Origin of the sequence: Vibrio sp. SCSIO 43133 (genome assembly GCF_023716845.1) — a bacterium.
GTDB classification, from domain to species: Bacteria; Pseudomonadota; Gammaproteobacteria; order Enterobacterales; family Vibrionaceae; genus Vibrio; species Vibrio mediterranei.
Genome location: NZ_CP068024.1, coordinates 394,396 through 411,354, shown reverse-complemented (window position 1 = coordinate 411,354; position 16,959 = coordinate 394,396). Strand labels below are relative to the sequence as shown.

Annotated in this window: 16 protein-coding genes and 1 pseudogene; 10 read left to right on the top strand and 7 right to left on the bottom strand. The window is 44.9% G+C overall.

Annotated elements, in window-relative coordinates; all coding sequences use genetic code 11:
• Window position 1: 1 nt before the first annotated feature.
• Entirely contained in the window at window positions 2-505 is a 504-nt protein-coding gene (locus tag JKJ11_RS02175; protein WP_006075600.1) for a YbaK/EbsC family protein, read from the top strand.
• Between the two features lie 37 nt (window positions 506-542).
• On the opposite strand, the gene mscS is transcribed toward JKJ11_RS02175, so the two are convergent.
• The 4 genes from mscS to epd form a co-directional block, all read right to left on the bottom strand.
• Window positions 543-1,409 (bottom strand): small-conductance mechanosensitive channel MscS, encoded by an 867-nt coding sequence (mscS, locus tag JKJ11_RS02170; RefSeq protein ID WP_124940583.1) that lies wholly within the window; start codon window positions 1,407-1,409, stop codon window positions 543-545.
• Between the two features lie 261 nt (window positions 1,410-1,670).
• Window positions 1,671-2,747: a class II fructose-bisphosphate aldolase gene (fbaA, locus tag JKJ11_RS02165; RefSeq protein ID WP_031494713.1), complete on the bottom strand. Its 1,077-nt coding sequence runs from the start codon at window positions 2,745-2,747 to the stop codon at window positions 1,671-1,673.
• A gap of 136 nt (window positions 2,748-2,883) precedes the next feature.
• Window positions 2,884-4,047 (bottom strand): phosphoglycerate kinase, encoded by a 1,164-nt coding sequence (locus JKJ11_RS02160; protein WP_006075685.1) that lies wholly within the window; start codon window positions 4,045-4,047, stop codon window positions 2,884-2,886.
• A gap of 152 nt (window positions 4,048-4,199) precedes the next feature.
• Complete coding sequence (epd, locus tag JKJ11_RS02155) at window positions 4,200-5,225, bottom strand: erythrose-4-phosphate dehydrogenase (RefSeq protein WP_124940581.1); 1,026 nt, start codon at window positions 5,223-5,225, stop codon at window positions 4,200-4,202.
• Between the two features lie 189 nt (window positions 5,226-5,414).
• Between epd and JKJ11_RS02150 the strand changes: the two genes are divergently transcribed.
• Window positions 5,415-5,645, top strand: a complete 231-nt coding sequence (locus tag JKJ11_RS02150; RefSeq protein ID WP_063605860.1) for a hypothetical protein — start codon at window positions 5,415-5,417, stop codon at window positions 5,643-5,645.
• Between the two features lie 67 nt (window positions 5,646-5,712).
• Here JKJ11_RS02150 and tkt read toward each other — a convergent pair.
• Window positions 5,713-7,724, bottom strand: a pseudogene (tkt, locus tag JKJ11_RS02145) (transketolase).
• A 307-nt stretch (window positions 7,725-8,031) separates the two neighbouring features.
• Between tkt and metK the strand changes: the two are divergent.
• The 8 genes from metK to ruvX all read left to right on the top strand — a co-directional run bounded on the left by metK (window position 8,032) and on the right by ruvX (window position 14,563).
• On the top strand, window positions 8,032-9,183 hold the full coding sequence (metK, locus tag JKJ11_RS02140) for a methionine adenosyltransferase (protein ID WP_236112000.1): 1,152 nt from the start codon (window positions 8,032-8,034) through the stop codon (window positions 9,181-9,183).
• Window positions 9,184-9,540: 357 nt separating this feature from the next.
• On the top strand, window positions 9,541-10,335 hold the full coding sequence (locus JKJ11_RS02135) for a DUF2189 domain-containing protein (protein ID WP_006075172.1): 795 nt from the start codon (window positions 9,541-9,543) through the stop codon (window positions 10,333-10,335).
• An 82-nt stretch (window positions 10,336-10,417) separates the two neighbouring features.
• Window positions 10,418-10,927, top strand: a complete 510-nt coding sequence (locus tag JKJ11_RS02130) for a SprT family zinc-dependent metalloprotease (RefSeq protein ID WP_006075171.1) — start codon at window positions 10,418-10,420, stop codon at window positions 10,925-10,927.
• A 97-nt stretch (window positions 10,928-11,024) separates the two neighbouring features.
• Window positions 11,025-11,735 carry an endonuclease gene (locus JKJ11_RS02125; protein ID WP_031493704.1) on the top strand — a complete coding sequence of 237 codons (711 nt, stop codon included), beginning with the start codon at window positions 11,025-11,027 and terminating at the stop codon, window positions 11,733-11,735.
• An 80-nt stretch (window positions 11,736-11,815) separates the two neighbouring features.
• Window positions 11,816-12,547 (top strand): 16S rRNA (uracil(1498)-N(3))-methyltransferase, encoded by a 732-nt coding sequence (rsmE, locus tag JKJ11_RS02120; protein ID WP_006075169.1) that lies wholly within the window; start codon window positions 11,816-11,818, stop codon window positions 12,545-12,547.
• Between the two features lie 13 nt (window positions 12,548-12,560).
• Entirely contained in the window at window positions 12,561-13,508 is a 948-nt protein-coding gene (gene gshB, locus JKJ11_RS02115) for a glutathione synthase (RefSeq protein ID WP_124940578.1), read from the top strand.
• A 17-nt stretch (window positions 13,509-13,525) separates the two neighbouring features.
• On the top strand, window positions 13,526-14,095 hold the full coding sequence (locus JKJ11_RS02110; RefSeq protein ID WP_031493705.1) for a YqgE/AlgH family protein: 570 nt from the start codon (window positions 13,526-13,528) through the stop codon (window positions 14,093-14,095).
• 42 nt (window positions 14,096-14,137) lie between these two features.
• The gene (gene ruvX, locus JKJ11_RS02105; RefSeq protein WP_006075166.1) at window positions 14,138-14,563 is read left to right on the top strand and encodes a Holliday junction resolvase RuvX; all 426 of its coding nucleotides are present in this window, start codon (window positions 14,138-14,140) and stop codon (window positions 14,561-14,563) included.
• Window positions 14,564-14,653: 90 nt separating this feature from the next.
• Here ruvX and luxS read toward each other — a convergent pair whose 3' ends face one another.
• Together luxS and gshA are read right to left on the bottom strand one after the other, a co-directional pair.
• The gene (gene luxS / locus JKJ11_RS02100; protein WP_031493706.1) at window positions 14,654-15,172 is read right to left on the bottom strand and encodes an S-ribosylhomocysteine lyase; all 519 of its coding nucleotides are present in this window, start codon (window positions 15,170-15,172) and stop codon (window positions 14,654-14,656) included.
• A 94-nt stretch (window positions 15,173-15,266) separates the two neighbouring features.
• Window positions 15,267-16,859, bottom strand: coding sequence for a glutamate--cysteine ligase (gene gshA / locus JKJ11_RS02095; RefSeq protein WP_252038686.1), 1,593 nt, complete (start codon window positions 16,857-16,859; stop codon window positions 15,267-15,269).
• Between the last annotated feature and the right edge of the window lie 100 nt (window positions 16,860-16,959).

Below are 16,959 nucleotides of genomic sequence, written 5' to 3'. Positions count from 1 at the left end.
GATGGATAATACCCAGCAGATATATTTGACCAATGTTGCCCTACTCAATGAGCATGCTATTTCATTTAACCAGTGGCAACACGAGCCTATTCTTGACTTTGCCACTGATGAACGAATTGCCAAAGAGTTAGGATGGACAGGCACTCATAGTAAGAGTTTATTTTTGAAGAAGAAAGGAGGCGGGTTTGCACTCTTTCTCACCGATAAAGATACCCGACTCGACAAAGCTCTATTGAAGCAAGCGGTTGGAAAGCGCACTTCAATTTGCAGCAACGAAGATATGACTGAACAAATAGGTTGTGTACCAGGAGCGGTTTGTCCTATTGGGTTACCAGAAGAGATAATGATTGTCGTCGATAAGGCTCTGTTTTCAGCTCAGGAAGTCTTATACACACCAGGTTTACCTGAATGGACTTTCGGTTTGTCAGGAGCAGATTTAAAACGAGTACTGTTTCTGCTGCCAAATGACATCATTGAACTAGACATGAAAAAAGGTGAAGCATAATGCTTCACCTTTTGCTTTATTGACAGTAAAACGCGGATTAGCTTTCAACTTTGTTCAAATGAACATCCATTTGAGGGAATGGAATTTCGATGCCTTCTGCGTCTAATGCTTCTTTGATCGCTTGGAGCGAGTCAAAATATACATCCCAGTACTGCTCGGTACGAACCCAAGGACGCACAACAAAGTTCACTGAAGAATCTGCAAGGGCGACGACACCAATTGTAGTGCCTGGCTCTTTTAGAATGCGCTCATCCGCTTCAAGGGTTTTGCGAATCACTTCTTGAGTCTTCTTCAGATCTGCACCGTAAGAGACACCGATAACATGGTCGATACGACGCGTGGCATGGCGAGAGTAGTTCGTGATCGGTGAGCCAATAACCGAGGCATTAGGCACAACAACCATCTTATTGTCTGGAGTAGTTAGAATTGTTTGGAATATTTGAATAGAGTCCACTGAACCAGCCACTCCACCGATCTCAACATAGTCACCTGATTTGAAAGGACGGAAACCCACAATCAAGACACCTGCTGCAAAGTTTGATAGTGAACCTTGCAGTGCTAGACCGATGGCTAAACCAGCGGCACCAATTACCGCTACCACTGACGCAGTTTGAACACCAATTCGGCTTAATGCGGCAATTAAAACAATAACGAATAATGTGTAGCGAACAATACCGTGGATAAACTCAACAACGGCCTTATCCATTTTCTTCTTATGCAGCAATTTAGAAACGCTATTAGCCACCGCTTTTACAACGATATTACCAATAAACAGAATCAGAATAGCTGAAATGATATTCACGCCATATTGAACAAGTAAATCGGAGTTGTTGGTTAACCACTGCTCCGCTTTCGACAATCCATCCACAATAGGTGCTTGGATATCAACTGACTCATTGGCCATATTGTTTACCTCTTGAAAATATAAATAGTGCGTAGCGAACCTTAGCTAATACCACTGTACTATTAGCAAAGGTGCACTTGGTGAGATGTATTGAGAGTATGAATACCAATACACATTACTTAACAAAAGGTTACGCAAACATATACGTTTATGCCAGTTTTTTTAAGCACAATCACATAATTTTCATCAGACACAAAAAAAGCCGCTCTAAAGAGCGACTTTTTTAATCTGACTATCAGTTAAATCTTATACGATTTAATCTTATAGTACGTCGATAGCGTTTAGGTCAGCGAATGCTTTCTCTAGACGAGCAACCATTGAAGATTGACCAGCACGTAGCCATACGCGTGGGTCGTAGTACTTCTTGTTTGGCGCATCTTCACCAGTTGGGTTACCGATTTGACCTTGTAGGTAATCGTGGTTCTCAGCTTCGTAAGAACGGATACCGTCCCAAGTTGCCCACTGTGTATCAGTATCGATGTTCATTTTGATAACACCGTAGCCGATAGACTCTTGGATTTCTGCTTCAGTAGAACCAGAACCACCGTGGAATACGAAGTTTAGAGCGTTAGGTGCAATACCGAACTTCTCTGCACAGTATGCTTGAGAGTCACGTAGGATAGTTGGAGTTAGAACAACGTTACCTGGCTTGTATACACCGTGTACGTTACCGAAAGAAGCAGCGATAGTGAAACGTGGGCTAACAGCGTGTAGTTTCTCGTATGCGTATGCTACGTCTTCTGGAGAAGTGTATAGCTCAGATGCGTCCATGTGAGAGTTATCAACGCCATCTTCTTCACCACCAGTACAACCTAGTTCGATCTCAAGAGTCATACCCATTTTCGCCATGCGAGCTAGGTACTTAGCAGAGATTTCGATGTTCTCTTCTAGAGACTCTTCAGAAAGGTCGATCATGTGAGAAGAGAATAGTGGCTTACCAGTTTGAGCGAAGAACTCTTCACCCGCATCTAGAAGACCGTCGATCCAAGGTAGAAGTTTCTTAGCAGCGTGGTCAGTGTGAAGGATTACTGGGATACCGTAAGATTCAGCAACTGCGTGAACGTATTTTGCACCAGCAACTGCACCTAGGATTTGCGCGCCTTGACCTTCAAGCTTAACGCCTTTACCAGCGAAGAAGCCAGCACCGCCGTTAGAGAACTGAACAACAACTGGAGCTTTAACTTTAGCTGCTGCTTCAAGAACACCGTTGATAGAGTCAGTGTTAACTACGTTTACTGCAGGAAGAGCGAAGTTGTTCTCTTTAGCAACTTCAAATACTTTTTGAACGTCATCGCCAGAGATAACACCTGGTTTTACGAAGTCGAAGATCTTAGACATGGAATAAGTCCTATTTTCTGTCGTTTTAAATAAAAATTGGCAATCGTTTGCTCACAATGGGCGGCATTGTATCAAAGTTAATCACCCATTGCAGCATAGATAAAAGCGGACCAATAAGCCCGCTCTATAAAGATGATTATGCTTTAGCACGCTCTTCAAGCATTGCTACTGCTGGTAGTACTTTACCTTCAACGAACTCAAGGAATGCACCGCCACCTGTAGAGATGTAAGAAACGTCAGCTTTGATACCGAACTTGTCGATAGCCGCTAGCGTGTCACCACCACCTGCTACAGAGAAACCGTCTGATTCAGCGATCGCTTTAGAAATGCCTTCAGTACCTGCTTCGAAGTTCTTAAACTCGAATACACCTACAGGGCCGTTCCATAGGATAGTTTTAGCATCTTTTAGGATTTTCGCTAGTTCAGCAGTTGAGTCTGGACCTAGGTCGAAAATCATATCGTCGTCTTGAACTTCAGAAACGTGTTTGATTTCTGCTTCAGCGTTCTCGTCGAATGCTTTTGCACATGCAACGTCAGTTGCCACTGGAATTGCACACTCATCCATTAGCTTCTTAGCTGTGTCTACTAGGTCTGCTTCGTAAAGAGACTTACCTACGTTGTGACCCGCAGCTGCGATGAACGTGTTCGCAATACCACCACCAACAACAAGTTGGTCAGCGATTTTAGATAGAGATTCAAGAACTGTTAGCTTAGTAGAAACTTTAGAACCACCTACGATAGCAACCATTGGACGAGCTGGCTTATCCATTGCTTTACCTAACGCTTCTAGCTCGTTAGCTAGTAGAGGACCTGCACATGCAACTGGTGCGTTCATACCAACGCCATGAGTAGATGCTTGTGCACGGTGAGCTGTACCGAATGCATCCATAACGAAGATGTCACATAGTGCTGCGTATTTCTTAGATAGCTCTTCTTCGTTCTTCTTCTCGCCTTTGTTGAAGCGAACGTTTTCAAGAACAACAAGTTCACCTGTGTTTAGCTCAAGGCCTTCTAGGTAGTCTTTTGCTAGCTTAACTTCGCAATCAAGAGCGTCGTTTAGGTAGTTTACAACTGGTTGTAGAGAGAACTCTTCTGCGTACTCGCCTTCAGTAGGACGACCTAGGTGAGACGTAACCATTACTTTAGCGCCAGCTTCTAGGCAGTGCTTGATGGTTGGTAGAGACGCTAGGATACGCGCGTCAGAAGTTACTTTACCGTCTTTCACAGGTACGTTCAGATCCGCACGGATAAATACGCGTTTACCTGCTAGTTCCAGGTCAGTCATCTTGATTACAGACATGTTTAGTCCTCTCAACTAAAAAATAAATAAAGTTTTTGAAAACCCGGCTTCTTGCCAAGTTTTGGAATTCATCAACTGCTTACTTATATTGGGCTTATGAATATTAATTTCAAGCATCAAAATTAATATTTTCCCAAATTGCGCCCTTGATACTACTTGGACGCCTGCATCGCTAAAGCAGTGTCTAACATACGATTAGCAAAGCCCCACTCGTTGTCACACCAAACCAACATCTTGACCAAGCGACCATCGCTTACTCGGGTCTGTGTCCCATCGACAATGGCACTGTGTGGGTCATGGTTAAAGTCTATCGAAACCAGCGGTGCTTCAGTATAGTCAACAATGCCGTCTAATGTACACCGAGATGCGTTAATAATGACTTGATTTACGTCATTAACTTTCACATTCGTATTTATAGTTACACTTAAATCCATAGCGGTGACATTAATTGTTGGCACTCTGACAGAAATTGCTTCAAATTTGTTAGAAAATTTCGGAAAAATGCGTTCAATACCTTTATGCAACTTAGTATCAACTGGAATGATAGAATGGCTTGCTGAACGCGTTCTTCGTAAGTCACTGTGATAGGCATCAATAACTTGTTGGTCATTCATCGCCGAGTGAATAGTGGTAATGGTACCGGAATCGATGCCGAAGGCTTCATCTAACGCTTGAATGACAGGAACAATACAGTTAGTGGTACAAGAGCCGTTAGAAACAATAACCTGCTCTTGTGTCAAGGAGTCATGATTCACACCATAAATAATAGTGTTATCAAGATCGTGTGAACCAGGGTGAGAAAATAGCACTTTTTTAGCACCCGCAGCGATATGTTCCAGGCCATCGGCACGACAACCAAATACCCCGGTGCAATCCAAGACGATATCAACGTCCAAATTACGCCAAGGCAGCAAATTTATCTCAGCAGAGTGTAAAATTCGAATCGTATCGAACTTGCCATCGCAGTGATTAACATACAGGTGCTCTTGATCGTGAGAGATCTTCTTGGCAAATCGACCATGACTAGTATCGTATTGAAGCAAATGTGCCATTGCTTCAGGTTGAGCAAGCTCGTTGACCGCGACGACTTGTATTTTATCGTTTTTGCCGCTTTCATAGATTGCTCGAAGTACATTTCGTCCAATGCGACCAAAGCCATTAATAGCCACTTTTAACATCGCACTACATCCTTAGTTCACGTTATGAAGGTGTGCATAGTAACCGATCAACTGTCATTTCGCATTAACAGTTGCGAGGCAAGTCTCCAAAACACGCCATCCGCTAAAAATTCACTCTGCTACCATGGTTAAAGGGTTCATCTCTCGTGCCATTTAACGACCTCGTTTTCACTGCACAGGAGGTGTCCCATGTTTACTGGTCAGCATTACTGCCAATCATGTAATAAAGAAACTGTTCATAACGAAGTCTTGATACGTAAACCAAGTCGCTATGACAAAGACCCAAAGATCCTTGGTCGAATTAAGTTATTGCTGCACGCGTTTATCAATGGCGGGCACTACTATGATATGGACCGCTATGTCACTTGCCAAACCTGTGGCAGACGCGAGTTGGATAACAAAGGTAGTGAATTTGAATAGTCATAAAAAAGCCGAGCTCTAGGGCTCGGCTTTTCATGTACTAACGATGCTTATTGAGTCTTCTAAATTAAGCAAGTAGCTCTTTTGCTGTGTTTACAACGTTTTCAGTTGTGAAGCCAAACATCTTAAACAGCTCACCCGCTGGCGCAGATTCACCGAATGTTGTCATGCCGATAATCTTGCCACCGAAGCCAACATACTTGTACCAGTAATCCGCAATACCTGCTTCAACAGCAATACGCTTAGTCACTGCCGCAGGAAGAACCGCTTCACGGTATGCTTCATCTTGCGCATCAAATACGTCAGTAGAAGGAAGAGACACTACACGTACCTTCTTACCTTCAGCCGTCAGTTCAGCGTAAGCGTTTGTTGCTAGCTCAACTTCAGAGCCCGTAGCGATAAGGATCAGCTCAGGTGTACCTTCACAGTCTTTCAGGATGTACCCCCCTTAGCAACATTGGCTAGCTGCTCTGCGTCACGATCTTGTTGTGCAAGATTTTGACGAGAGAAGATGAGCGATGTTGGACCGTCTTTACGCTCAATCGCGTATTTCCAAGCAACCGCAGACTCTACTTGGTCACATGGACGCCATGTGCTCATGTTCGGCGTTACGCGTAGTGATGCGATTTGCTCAACCGGTTGGTGTGTCGGGCCATCTTCACCCAGACCGATAGAGTCGTGAGTGTAAACTTGGATGTTTTGCACTTTCATCAGTGCAGCCATGCGCATTGCGTTACGAGCGTATTCCATGAACATTAGGAAGGTTGCACCGTAAGGGACGAAACCACCATGCAGAGCGATACCATTGATGATCGCGGTCATACCGAATTCACGTACACCGTAGTGGATGTAGTTACCAGACGCATCGTCAGCCGTTAGCGACTGAGAGCCAGACCACATGGTGAGGTTTGATGGTGCTAGGTCAGCAGAGCCGCCCATGAATTCTGGAAGCATCTTACCGAACGCTTCTAGAGCATTTTGAGACGCTTTACGAGATGCAATGTTTGCTGGGTTAGCTTGAAGATCAGCAATGATCTTGCTTGCTTCTTGTTCCCACTGAGCTGGAAGCTCACCGTTCACACGACGCTTAAACTCAGCTGCTAGTTCTGGGTAAGCCGCTTCATAAGCCGCTAGCTTCTCGTTCCAAGCTGCTTCTTTTGCGCTACCCGCTTCGTTTGCATCCCACTCTGCTTTGATGTCAGCAGGGATTTCGAATGGACCGTGTTCCCAACCCAGGAATTCACGTGCTGCTGCAATTTCGTCGTGACCTAGTGGTGCACCGTGACAGTCGTGAGAGCCCGCTTTGTTTGGTGAACCAAAACCGATGATGGTTTTAGTACAAATTAGTGTTGGACGAGGATCCGCTTTTGCCGCTTCAATCGCTGCATTGATTGCATCAGCATCGTGACCGTCTACTGCAGGAATTACGTGCCAGCCGTATGCTTCGAAGCGCTTAGGTGTGTCATCAGAGAACCAACCTTCCACTTCACCATCGATAGAAATACCGTTGTCATCCCAGAAAGCAATCAGCTTACCTAGACCTAGCGTACCTGCTAGAGAACATGCTTCGTGAGAGATACCTTCCATCAGACAGCCGTCACCCATGAAGACATAAGTGAAGTGGTCAACGATGTCGTGACCTTCTTTGTTGAATTGTGCTGCAAGAGATTTCTCAGCAATCGCCATACCAACCGCGTTGGTAATGCCTTGACCTAGAGGACCAGTCGTCGTCTCGATACCTGGTGCATAGCCGTACTCTGGGTGACCTGGTGTTTTTGAGTGCAGTTGACGGAAGTTTTTCAAATCGTCAATTGATAGCTCGTAGCCGCTTAGGTGAAGCAGAGAGTAAATCAGCATTGAGCCGTGGCCGTTTGATAGTACGAAACGGTCGCGGTCAGCCCATTCTGGGTTTGACGGGTTGTGATTTAGGTGAGAACGCCAAAGAACTTCAGCGATATCAGCCATACCCATTGGCGCACCTGGGTGACCTGAGTTAGCTTGTTGAACACCATCCATGCTTAGCGCGCGGATTGCATTAGCGAGTTGTTTACGAGAAGACATGTAGGCTCCTGAGTGCATTAAGCGAATTCCAAGTTTTTCATAAGCTGAACGAATAATCAGCGGCGCTATTGTCGCAAAGCCCCATACTCTCTGCAAACGTTTTACCGTCATTTTTTGGCTTTTTGCCGCGATAATGTCGTACTAAAGCGCGTTTCTTTGACAAAAATGGGCAAACGATTGGCTATAACTTAAAAGCAAAAATCGCTTGCTAATCGCACATTGATGAATAGAATAGACGTCTAGATGTAGATACACCTACAATATATCATTGAATTTTCTATAAGTGAGTACGATATGCTCGCTTTAAAATGTAATTGGAGCTCTCATGGCTAAGCACCTATTTACTTCTGAATCTGTATCAGAAGGCCATCCAGATAAAATCGCTGACCAAATTTCTGATGCGGTACTTGATGCAATCCTTGAACAAGACCCAAAAGCACGTGTTGCTTGTGAAACGTACGTTAAGACTGGCATGGTGATGGTAGGCGGTGAGATCACTACTTCAGCATGGGTTGATATCGAAGAATTGACTCGTGAAACTGTTCGTGAGATCGGTTACGTTCATTCAGATATGGGCTTTGACGCTGATTCTTGTGCGGTACTAAACACTATCGGTAAACAGTCTCCAGACATCAACCAAGGCGTTGATAAAGCAGATCCTAAAGAGCAAGGCGCTGGTGACCAAGGCATCATGTTCGGTTATGCAACTAACGAAACTGACATCCTAATGCCAGCTCCTATTACTTACTCTCACCGTCTTGTTCAAAAACAAGCGGAAGTGCGTAAGAACGGTACTCTACCTTGGTTGCGCCCAGACGCTAAATCTCAGGTAACGTTCCAGTACGATCAAGGTAAGATCGTTGGTATCGATGCCGTTGTTCTTTCAACTCAGCACTGTGATTCAATTTCTACACCAGACCTACGCGAAGCAGTGATGGAAGAGATCATCAAACCAGTACTACCATCAGAGTGGATCAACAAAGAAACTAACTTCTTCATCAACCCAACCGGTCGTTTCGTAATCGGTGGTCCAATGGGTGACTGTGGTCTAACAGGTCGTAAGATCATCGTTGATACATACGGCGGCGCTGCTCGTCACGGTGGTGGTGCATTCTCTGGTAAAGATCCATCAAAAGTAGACCGTTCTGCAGCATATGCAGCACGTTATGTAGCGAAAAACATTGTTGCTGCTGGCATGGCAGATCGCTGTGAAATCCAACTTTCTTACGCTATCGGTGTTGCTGATCCAACCTCTATCATGGTGGAAACATTCGGTACTGAAAAAGTATCTCACGACATCATCGTCGAAGCAGTACGTCAAAACTTCGACCTGCGTCCATACGGTCTACAAGAGATGCTAAACCTTCTTCAGCCAATCTATAAGAAGACAGCAGCATACGGTCACTTCGGTCGTGAAGAGTTCCCATGGGAAGCGACAGACAAAGCAGTAATCCTACGCGACTTCGCTGGTTTATAATCTGCCAACTCTGAACTAATACTCTAAAAAGCCTTCAAAATATTTTTTGAAGGCTTTTTTGTTTTTATTACTAACCATTTCAAACACTTTGTTGCATTATTGTTAAAAATGAACTTTGCGGCACGTAATTTATACCCTTCTGAAAATTGTGTTTTCTCGCAACTCGGTTAATAGTTAATCAAAAGTGCCCTTGCAAACAGACCTTTTGGGGTCTGAGTTTCGTACTGTAAATAGAGCACTTATAAGGGGAAGACGCTAAACAACGACACTTTGCTATAACTGTTCGTGCTGAATAACCAGCATCGTTAGCGCCATCCCTGAGAAACGTAGGCCAGTTTGTCAAATCAGGGAGGACATATGCCTCGAACTGTAAATACCGACGACTTCCACAAGAAACACGAAGTCAGGGATCAAGATTACGCTAAAACTATTCCTTGCAATCAACTGAGTGTATCAGCGCCATTTCACTGGCTAGCGCTTGGTTTGCATGACCTAATTCGAATGCCAATTATCAGCGCGTTTTATGGCTTATGCTTTACGGCTGCCGCTGTCGCGATTGTGCTATTAGTACAATGGCAAGGAACCCACCTAGTCATCATGCCGAGTTTGGTGGTTTATATGCTCATAGGGCCATTTTTGGCACTTGGGTTGTATGACGCAGCATGGGAAAGAGAAAAAGGACACAAACCCAGTCTGTTCCACTCCATGAAAGCCATCGGTAGAAATTCCACCTCACAGTGGGCATTTGCCGTTTTGCTCGCTGTAGCGATGATTTTCTGGATGAGAATCGCAGCCTTGTTGCACGCTCTCTACCCTTCTGTTCAAGGCGCACCCTTGACAGATTTTGCACCATTTTTGATTACGGGTAGTGTTATTGGAGCTGTGATTGCTTCGATTATCTTCAGCATTTCAGCGTTCTCGATTCCACTCATGATGGAGAGACGCGTCGATGTGATGACCGCCGTGTTTACTAGCTTCAATGCGGTCAAATCGAATATTCCAGCCATGATTGTATGGGCTTTAGTAATCTGTGGCGGTATCTTGATTGGCTTCGCTACCTATGGCATTGGAATGATCATTACTATGCCAATCCTAGGCTATGGTACATGGCACGCCTATCACGAAACCATTAAGAAAAAACATCATCCTTAAGCCAACGAGCAATATATTGCAAACATAACCAATGTCTCTAGAATAACGCCCTCATTTGGGCGTTATTTTTTGATTGAGTTAAATGAAATCATCTCCATCCGAAGAACTGCACTACCTCGCAGTAAAAAAACTAGCACAATGTATCGAAAAGGCTCGTCACTACTTTGAGCGAGACTTTCGCATGCCCGCGCTCAACTACCAACTTCGTGGCAAAGCGGCGGGAAAAGCCTACTTGCAAGCGTGGGAGATACGTTTAAATCCAGTCTTGTTTGCCGAGAACCAACAAGCTTTTATCAACGAAGTGATTCCACATGAAGTCGCTCACCTCATTACGTTTGCTTGCTTTGGTCGAGTGCGCCCACATGGAATGGAGTGGCAAATGGTTATGAACCAAGTCTTTTCGTTAACACCCAAGACCACACATTCTATGAATGTTCAATCCGTTCAAGGTCGTACCTTCGAATACCGCTGTCAGTGCGACACTTTCCCCGTATCCATAAGAAGACACAACAAAGTGATGCGTCAGCAGGCCAGTTATCGTTGCCGAAAATGTGGCAGCCAAATTGAATTCACGGGCAAACAACTCAGTTAAATTGAGGATCTTTGCCGAGTAATCTACATATCTATCGGTAGATTGGGCACTTTTTGCGAGTTAAACTAGGTTATCTCAACCTTTTTAAAGACTTGCAATGAATCGTTATTTATCTTTTATCTTGGCGCTATTCATCGGTTTAACCTCATTCTCGGTGCTTAGTGCCCCACCTAGTAGCTTTAGCAAAGCGAAGAAAGAAGCCGTCAAAATCTATGCGGATCACCCTATCAGTTTTTACTGTGGGTGTGATATTCAATGGCAAGGAAAAAAAGGCGTTCCAGACCTGTCATCTTGTGGTTATCAAGTCCGCAAACAGCAGAAACGTGCAAGTCGTATTGAATGGGAACATGTCGTACCCGCATGGCAATTTGGCCACCAGCGTCAATGCTGGCAAGAAGGTGGCCGGAAGAACTGCACTCGAAACGATAAAGCGTTCAAATTAATGGAGGCGGATTTACACAATCTCACACCAGCTATCGGTGAAGTCAATGGCGACCGCTCCAATTACAACTTCTCTCAGTGGAATGGTATTGATGGCGTCAGCTATGGCCGCTGCGAGATGCAAGTTAACTTCAAACAACGCAAAGTCATGCCACCAGACCGAGCTAAAGGTTCCATCGCCCGTACCTACTTATATATGAGTAAAGAGTACGGGTTTAAGCTGTCCAAACAACAAACACAGTTAATGCAAGCTTGGAATAAAACTTACCCTGTCGACACTTGGGAGTGCACTCGCAATGAACGCATCAAGCGCATTCAAGGCAACGATAACCCATTTGTGGCAGAAGCCTGTAAAAATCCTAGCTAAATCGAGACGCCAGCCCTTGTAATTTTGAGGTCGGGCATCCATCTTATACCTCTATACAGTTTTGTTCTTTGGAAGTTTTTATGCGTATACCTCGTATCTATCACCCTGAACCAATCCACGCTTTAGGGACTCTTGCACTAAGTGAAGATGCCGCTGGCCATGTGGGCCGCGTATTGCGCATGAAAGAAGGTCAAGAAGTGTTGTTGTTTGATGGCTCGGGCCATGAATTTCCAGCCACTATTACTCAGATTGGTAAAAAGAATGTGGATGTCGACATACAAGAAAAAGTGTCGACCAGCATAGAATCGCCTTTAGATCTGCATTTAGGTCAGGTCATTTCTCGTGGTGACAAAATGGAGTTCACTATTCAAAAGTCGGTTGAGTTAGGCGTCAATACCATCACCCCGCTTATCTCAGAGCGCTGCGGCGTTAAGCTCGATGCTAAACGCTTTGAAAAGAAACTGCAGCAATGGCAGAAAATTGCTATCAGTGCTTGCGAACAATGCGGGCGTAACACCATTCCTGAAATTCGACCGATTATGTCGTTAGAGCAATGGTGTGCAGAGCCATCGGAAGCCCTTAAGCTCAACCTACATCCAAGAGCGAAATATTCAATCAATACCTTGCCAGAACCTGTAACTAAGGTTCGCTTGCTTATAGGCCCTGAAGGAGGTCTATCGGCGCAAGAAATTGAAATGACAGAACAATATCAATTCGAAGAAACCCTGCTTGGTCCTCGTGTTTTGCGAACAGAAACGGCGGCATTAACGGCCATCACTGCACTGCAAGTACGCTTTGGCGATTTAGGTTAACGGGAGAAAAATAATGCTCAAACTCGGTATCGTGATGGATCCAATTTCATCCATCAACATTAAAAAAGATTCTAGTTTCGCAATGATGTTGGAAGCCCAACGTCGTGGTTATGAAATCCATTATATGGAAATGAACGATCTGCATTTAGATCAAGGCACAGCTGTTGCCGATACCAAGATTGTCACGCTGAAAGAAGACCCGACTGGTTGGTATGAATTCACTTCTGAGCAAACTATTGAGCTGTCAGAACTTGATGCCGTATTGATGCGCAAGGATCCACCATTTGATACTGAATATATTTACGCCACATATATCCTTGAGCGCGCAGAAGAGAAAGGCACATTAATCGTTAACAAGCCACAAAGTCTACGTGACTGCAACGAAAAGCTGTTCACAGCTTGGTTCCCGGAGCTTACTCCAACGACGATTGTGACTCGCAAAGCCGAGAAGATTAAGCAGTTCCGTGACCAGCATGGTGACGTTATTCTTAAGCCACTAGATGGTATGGGCGGTGCCTCCATTTTCCGCGTTAAGCAAGATGACCCTAACGTGTCCGTTATTATTGAAACGTTGACTAATCACGGTCAAAATTACGCAATGGCACAGACTTTTGTTCCTGACATCAGCAATGGTGACAAGCGCATCCTCGTCGTTGACGGAGAGCCTATGCCATATTGCTTAGCTCGTATTCCAGCGAAAGGTGAAACACGTGGTAACCTGGCTGCAGGTGGCCGTGGTGAAGCTCGTCCCTTAAGTGAGACAGATAAGCAAATAGCCGAAGCCGTTGCTCCAACTTTAAAAGAGAAAGGCCTAATATTTGTAGGTCTGGATGTGATTGGCGACAAACTAACTGAAATCAATGTCACCAGCCCAACTTGCATTCGTGAGATTGAGGCCGCCTTTGACATCTCTATTACTGGCAAGCTGATGGATGCCATCGAGCGCCGTTTAGGGAAGTAACCGTGGGAGAGGCCATGATGAACCTAGCCAACCATTTTCTTGTTGCTATGCCGGGGATGCAAGATCCCTACTTTCAGCGCAGCGTCATTTATGTGTGTGAACATAATGAAGAAGGCGCAATGGGGATTATGATCAATACCCCTATTGATGTCACCGTTGCCAACATGCTCAAGCAAGTGCAGGTCGAGTTACCCATTGCCTCTCAAACCACTCACAGCAAGAGCCTCGATGAGCCGGTGCTAAATGGAGGCCCAGTGTCTGAAGATCGAGGTTTTATCCTCCATAAACCCAAAGATAAATATCAATCAAGCATACAGATCACGGACAAGGTTTCTGTCACGACCTCAAAAGATATTCTGGCGGTACTCGGTACTGATGCTCAGCCTGATAACTATCTGGTGGCTCTCGGCTACTCTGGATGGAGTGCCGGCCAACTTGAATCTGAGTTGGCTGAAAACTCTTGGTTAACCATTGAAGCTGATCCTAGCATCATTTTTGATACTCCAGTCGAAGAAAGATGGAGTACCGCCGTTGCTATGCTTGGCATTGATATTGCCCAGTTATCCACGCAAGTCGGGCATGCCTAACCTCCCGAATCGTTTACTGTACGACGTAAGAGACAAAACACTATGACATCCAGAACCATTATCGCCTTCGATTATGGAACCAAGAGTATTGGTAGCGCCATTGGTCAAGAAGTCACTGGCACCGCAAGTCCACTGAAAGCCTTCAAAGCCAAAGACGGCATTCCAAACTGGGATGATATTGAGGCTATGCTCAAAGAGTGGCAACCAGATCTGATCGTTGTTGGATTACCGACGGATCTGCATGGCAAAGCACTGGAGGAAATTACCGCACGAGCGAAAAAGTTTGCTAATCGAGTTCATGGCCGATTTGGGCTTCAAGTAGAGTTGCACGATGAGCGTCTATCCACCGCGGAAGCGCGAGCAGAATTATTTGAGATGGGCGGTTATAAAGCTCTATCGAAGGGCAATGTTGACTGTCAGTCAGCGGTAGTGATTTTAGAAAGCTGGTTTGAAGCGCAATGGGCTTAAGTTCAGTAACAAAAAAGGATGACCAATGAGTCATCCTTTTTAATCGATTATGTCTACTCAACCTACTAAGGTCATTAATTAAACACGTAATTAATCGACTTTCAATTCTTGAAGCATTGACTCTGGCAGAGCCAGTTCGTCGTTTTTGTTTACTTGAATACCCGCCGCAATAATCGCTTCCGCAATCGCTTTTGCCTCTTCTAAAGAGTGCATAGCCGCCGTACCGCACTGATACTCATTCAGCTCAGGAATCTTGTTCTGGCTTTCTACTTTCAGAACGTCTTGCATCGCGCTTAACCAAGCGTCCGCTACTTGTTGCTCTGAAGGTGTACCGATTAAGCTCATGTAGAAACCTGTACGGCAGCCCATTGGAGAAATATCGATGATTTCAACAGCATCACCATTTAGGTGTGCACGCATAAAGCCAGCGTATAGGTGCTCAAGCGTGTGGATGCCTTTCTCAGAAAGGATATCTTTGTTTGGCGCCGTGAAACGTAGGTCAAACACCGTGATAGTGTCGCCTTTTGGGGTTTGCATTGTTTTCGCTACACGTACAGCAGGTGCGTGCATCTTTGTGTGGTCTACCGTGAAGCTATCCAGTAGTGGCATGATTCATTCTCCTTAGCGTTACTCACCGCTAACGCAGTGAGTAAGTGATTAGTGGCTCGATTGTAAGTGGCTACACCGTATGGTGCAACCTCACTTACTTGTTCATCGCCTGCATACGTTCTGGGGTGAGATACGCAAAATAGTTCGTTAAGAAATCATCGAAACTTTCTTTGTCTGAAGCTTCAATCACTTTCTGAACTTCAACCGAACGAATCACTTCCGTTTCCATAAGATCAGACGAATAAGCATTATATTGATGATCTAAGTTCTTCTGGCGGTATTCTTTACCAAGCTCGCAACCCACTTTACCTAGACCACCTAATGCCTTTGTTTTCTCAAGTAAACGGCCAGAAATGGACAGTTCAGGGTCGTCGTTCCAAGCTTCCAGTGTGTCACACACTTTTTGATATTCGTTGCCACCGTGAGCAGCATCCATATGTTTAGCGATTTCTCGAAGGTCCACAAACACACGTTTTACCCATGATTGGCTATCAAGCACTTCACCGTCACAACCGATTTTCAGTTCAAGACCAACTTGTCGGCCTTCAACAATCACTTTGTTCCAGTTTTCACGCCAGCATTCAAGTTCACAATTGTCCATAGGCTCAGAGTCTTTCAAAACGCACCAGGTTAAGAAGAGATCTAAGAAACGAATCTGATCCGCAGTAATTCCAATTGGACTAAATGGATTCACATCTAAAGAGCGAACTTCAATGTACTCAACACCTGCACGTGATAGCGCTTCTGATGGTTTTTCACCGCTTTGAGCAACACGTTTAGGACGAATCGGAGCATACAGCTCATTCTCAATCTGCAACACATAGTCGTTAAGCTGGCGATACTCACCATCCACTTTTACGCCAATCTTGGCGAAATCTTCAGAAGGAGTGTGGATCGCTTGGTTTAGCCCTTCAAGGTACTGGTCAAGGCTGTTAAAACCAATCTTAAGTGCACTCTGAGCGCTATTGGTATAACCCAAATCACTCAGTCTCAGCGACGTTGCTTTTGGCAAATAGAGCGTGCCGCCCACTTTTTCAAATGGCAGTTTAGTCTCCTTTCCTTGCAGGAAAGACGCGCAAATGGCCGGTGACGCACCAAAGAAATAAGGAATTAACCAGCCAAAACGGTAATAGTTTCGGATAAGACCAAAGTAGGCTTCCGATTTCGCATCTTGGCGTGCTTTTTCGTCTTGCTCACCAAATAGCGCATCCCAGAATGACTCAGGAAATGAGAAGTTAAAATGCACGCCGGAAATGATCTGCATTAAGCTACCGTAGCGATGCTTTAGTCCTTGACGATAAAGTGTCTTCATACGTCCAGAGTTCGAGCTGCCATATTGAGCTAAGGCGATATCATCTTCACTGCCCACATAGCAAGGCATAGACAGTGGCCACAATTTCTCGTTGCCTAATTTCGTCTGAGTAAAATGATGGATATCAGATAACTGATTGATCAGCGTATCAACATCACGAGAAACTGGTGTAATAAACTCCAGTAGTGACTCGGAGAAATCCGTCGTAATGTATTCGTTCGTTAGGGCTGAGCCTAGCGCCTCTGGATGCGGCGTTGTCGCTAAGTGGCCATCGTCGGTATAACGCAACGATTCCCTTTCCACACCTCGTCCAAACTGTTTAAAAATGGTTTGGTCTTTAGCAACTTGATCCAGTCGCGCAGCAAATTTAGTCACAATGCGATTCGCTTATAGTTCGTTATTCCAATTGAAGACTGGGGACACCATACACGCTATCTTATTGAATAAACAAGAGCCGATGCCACCCATCCCTTCT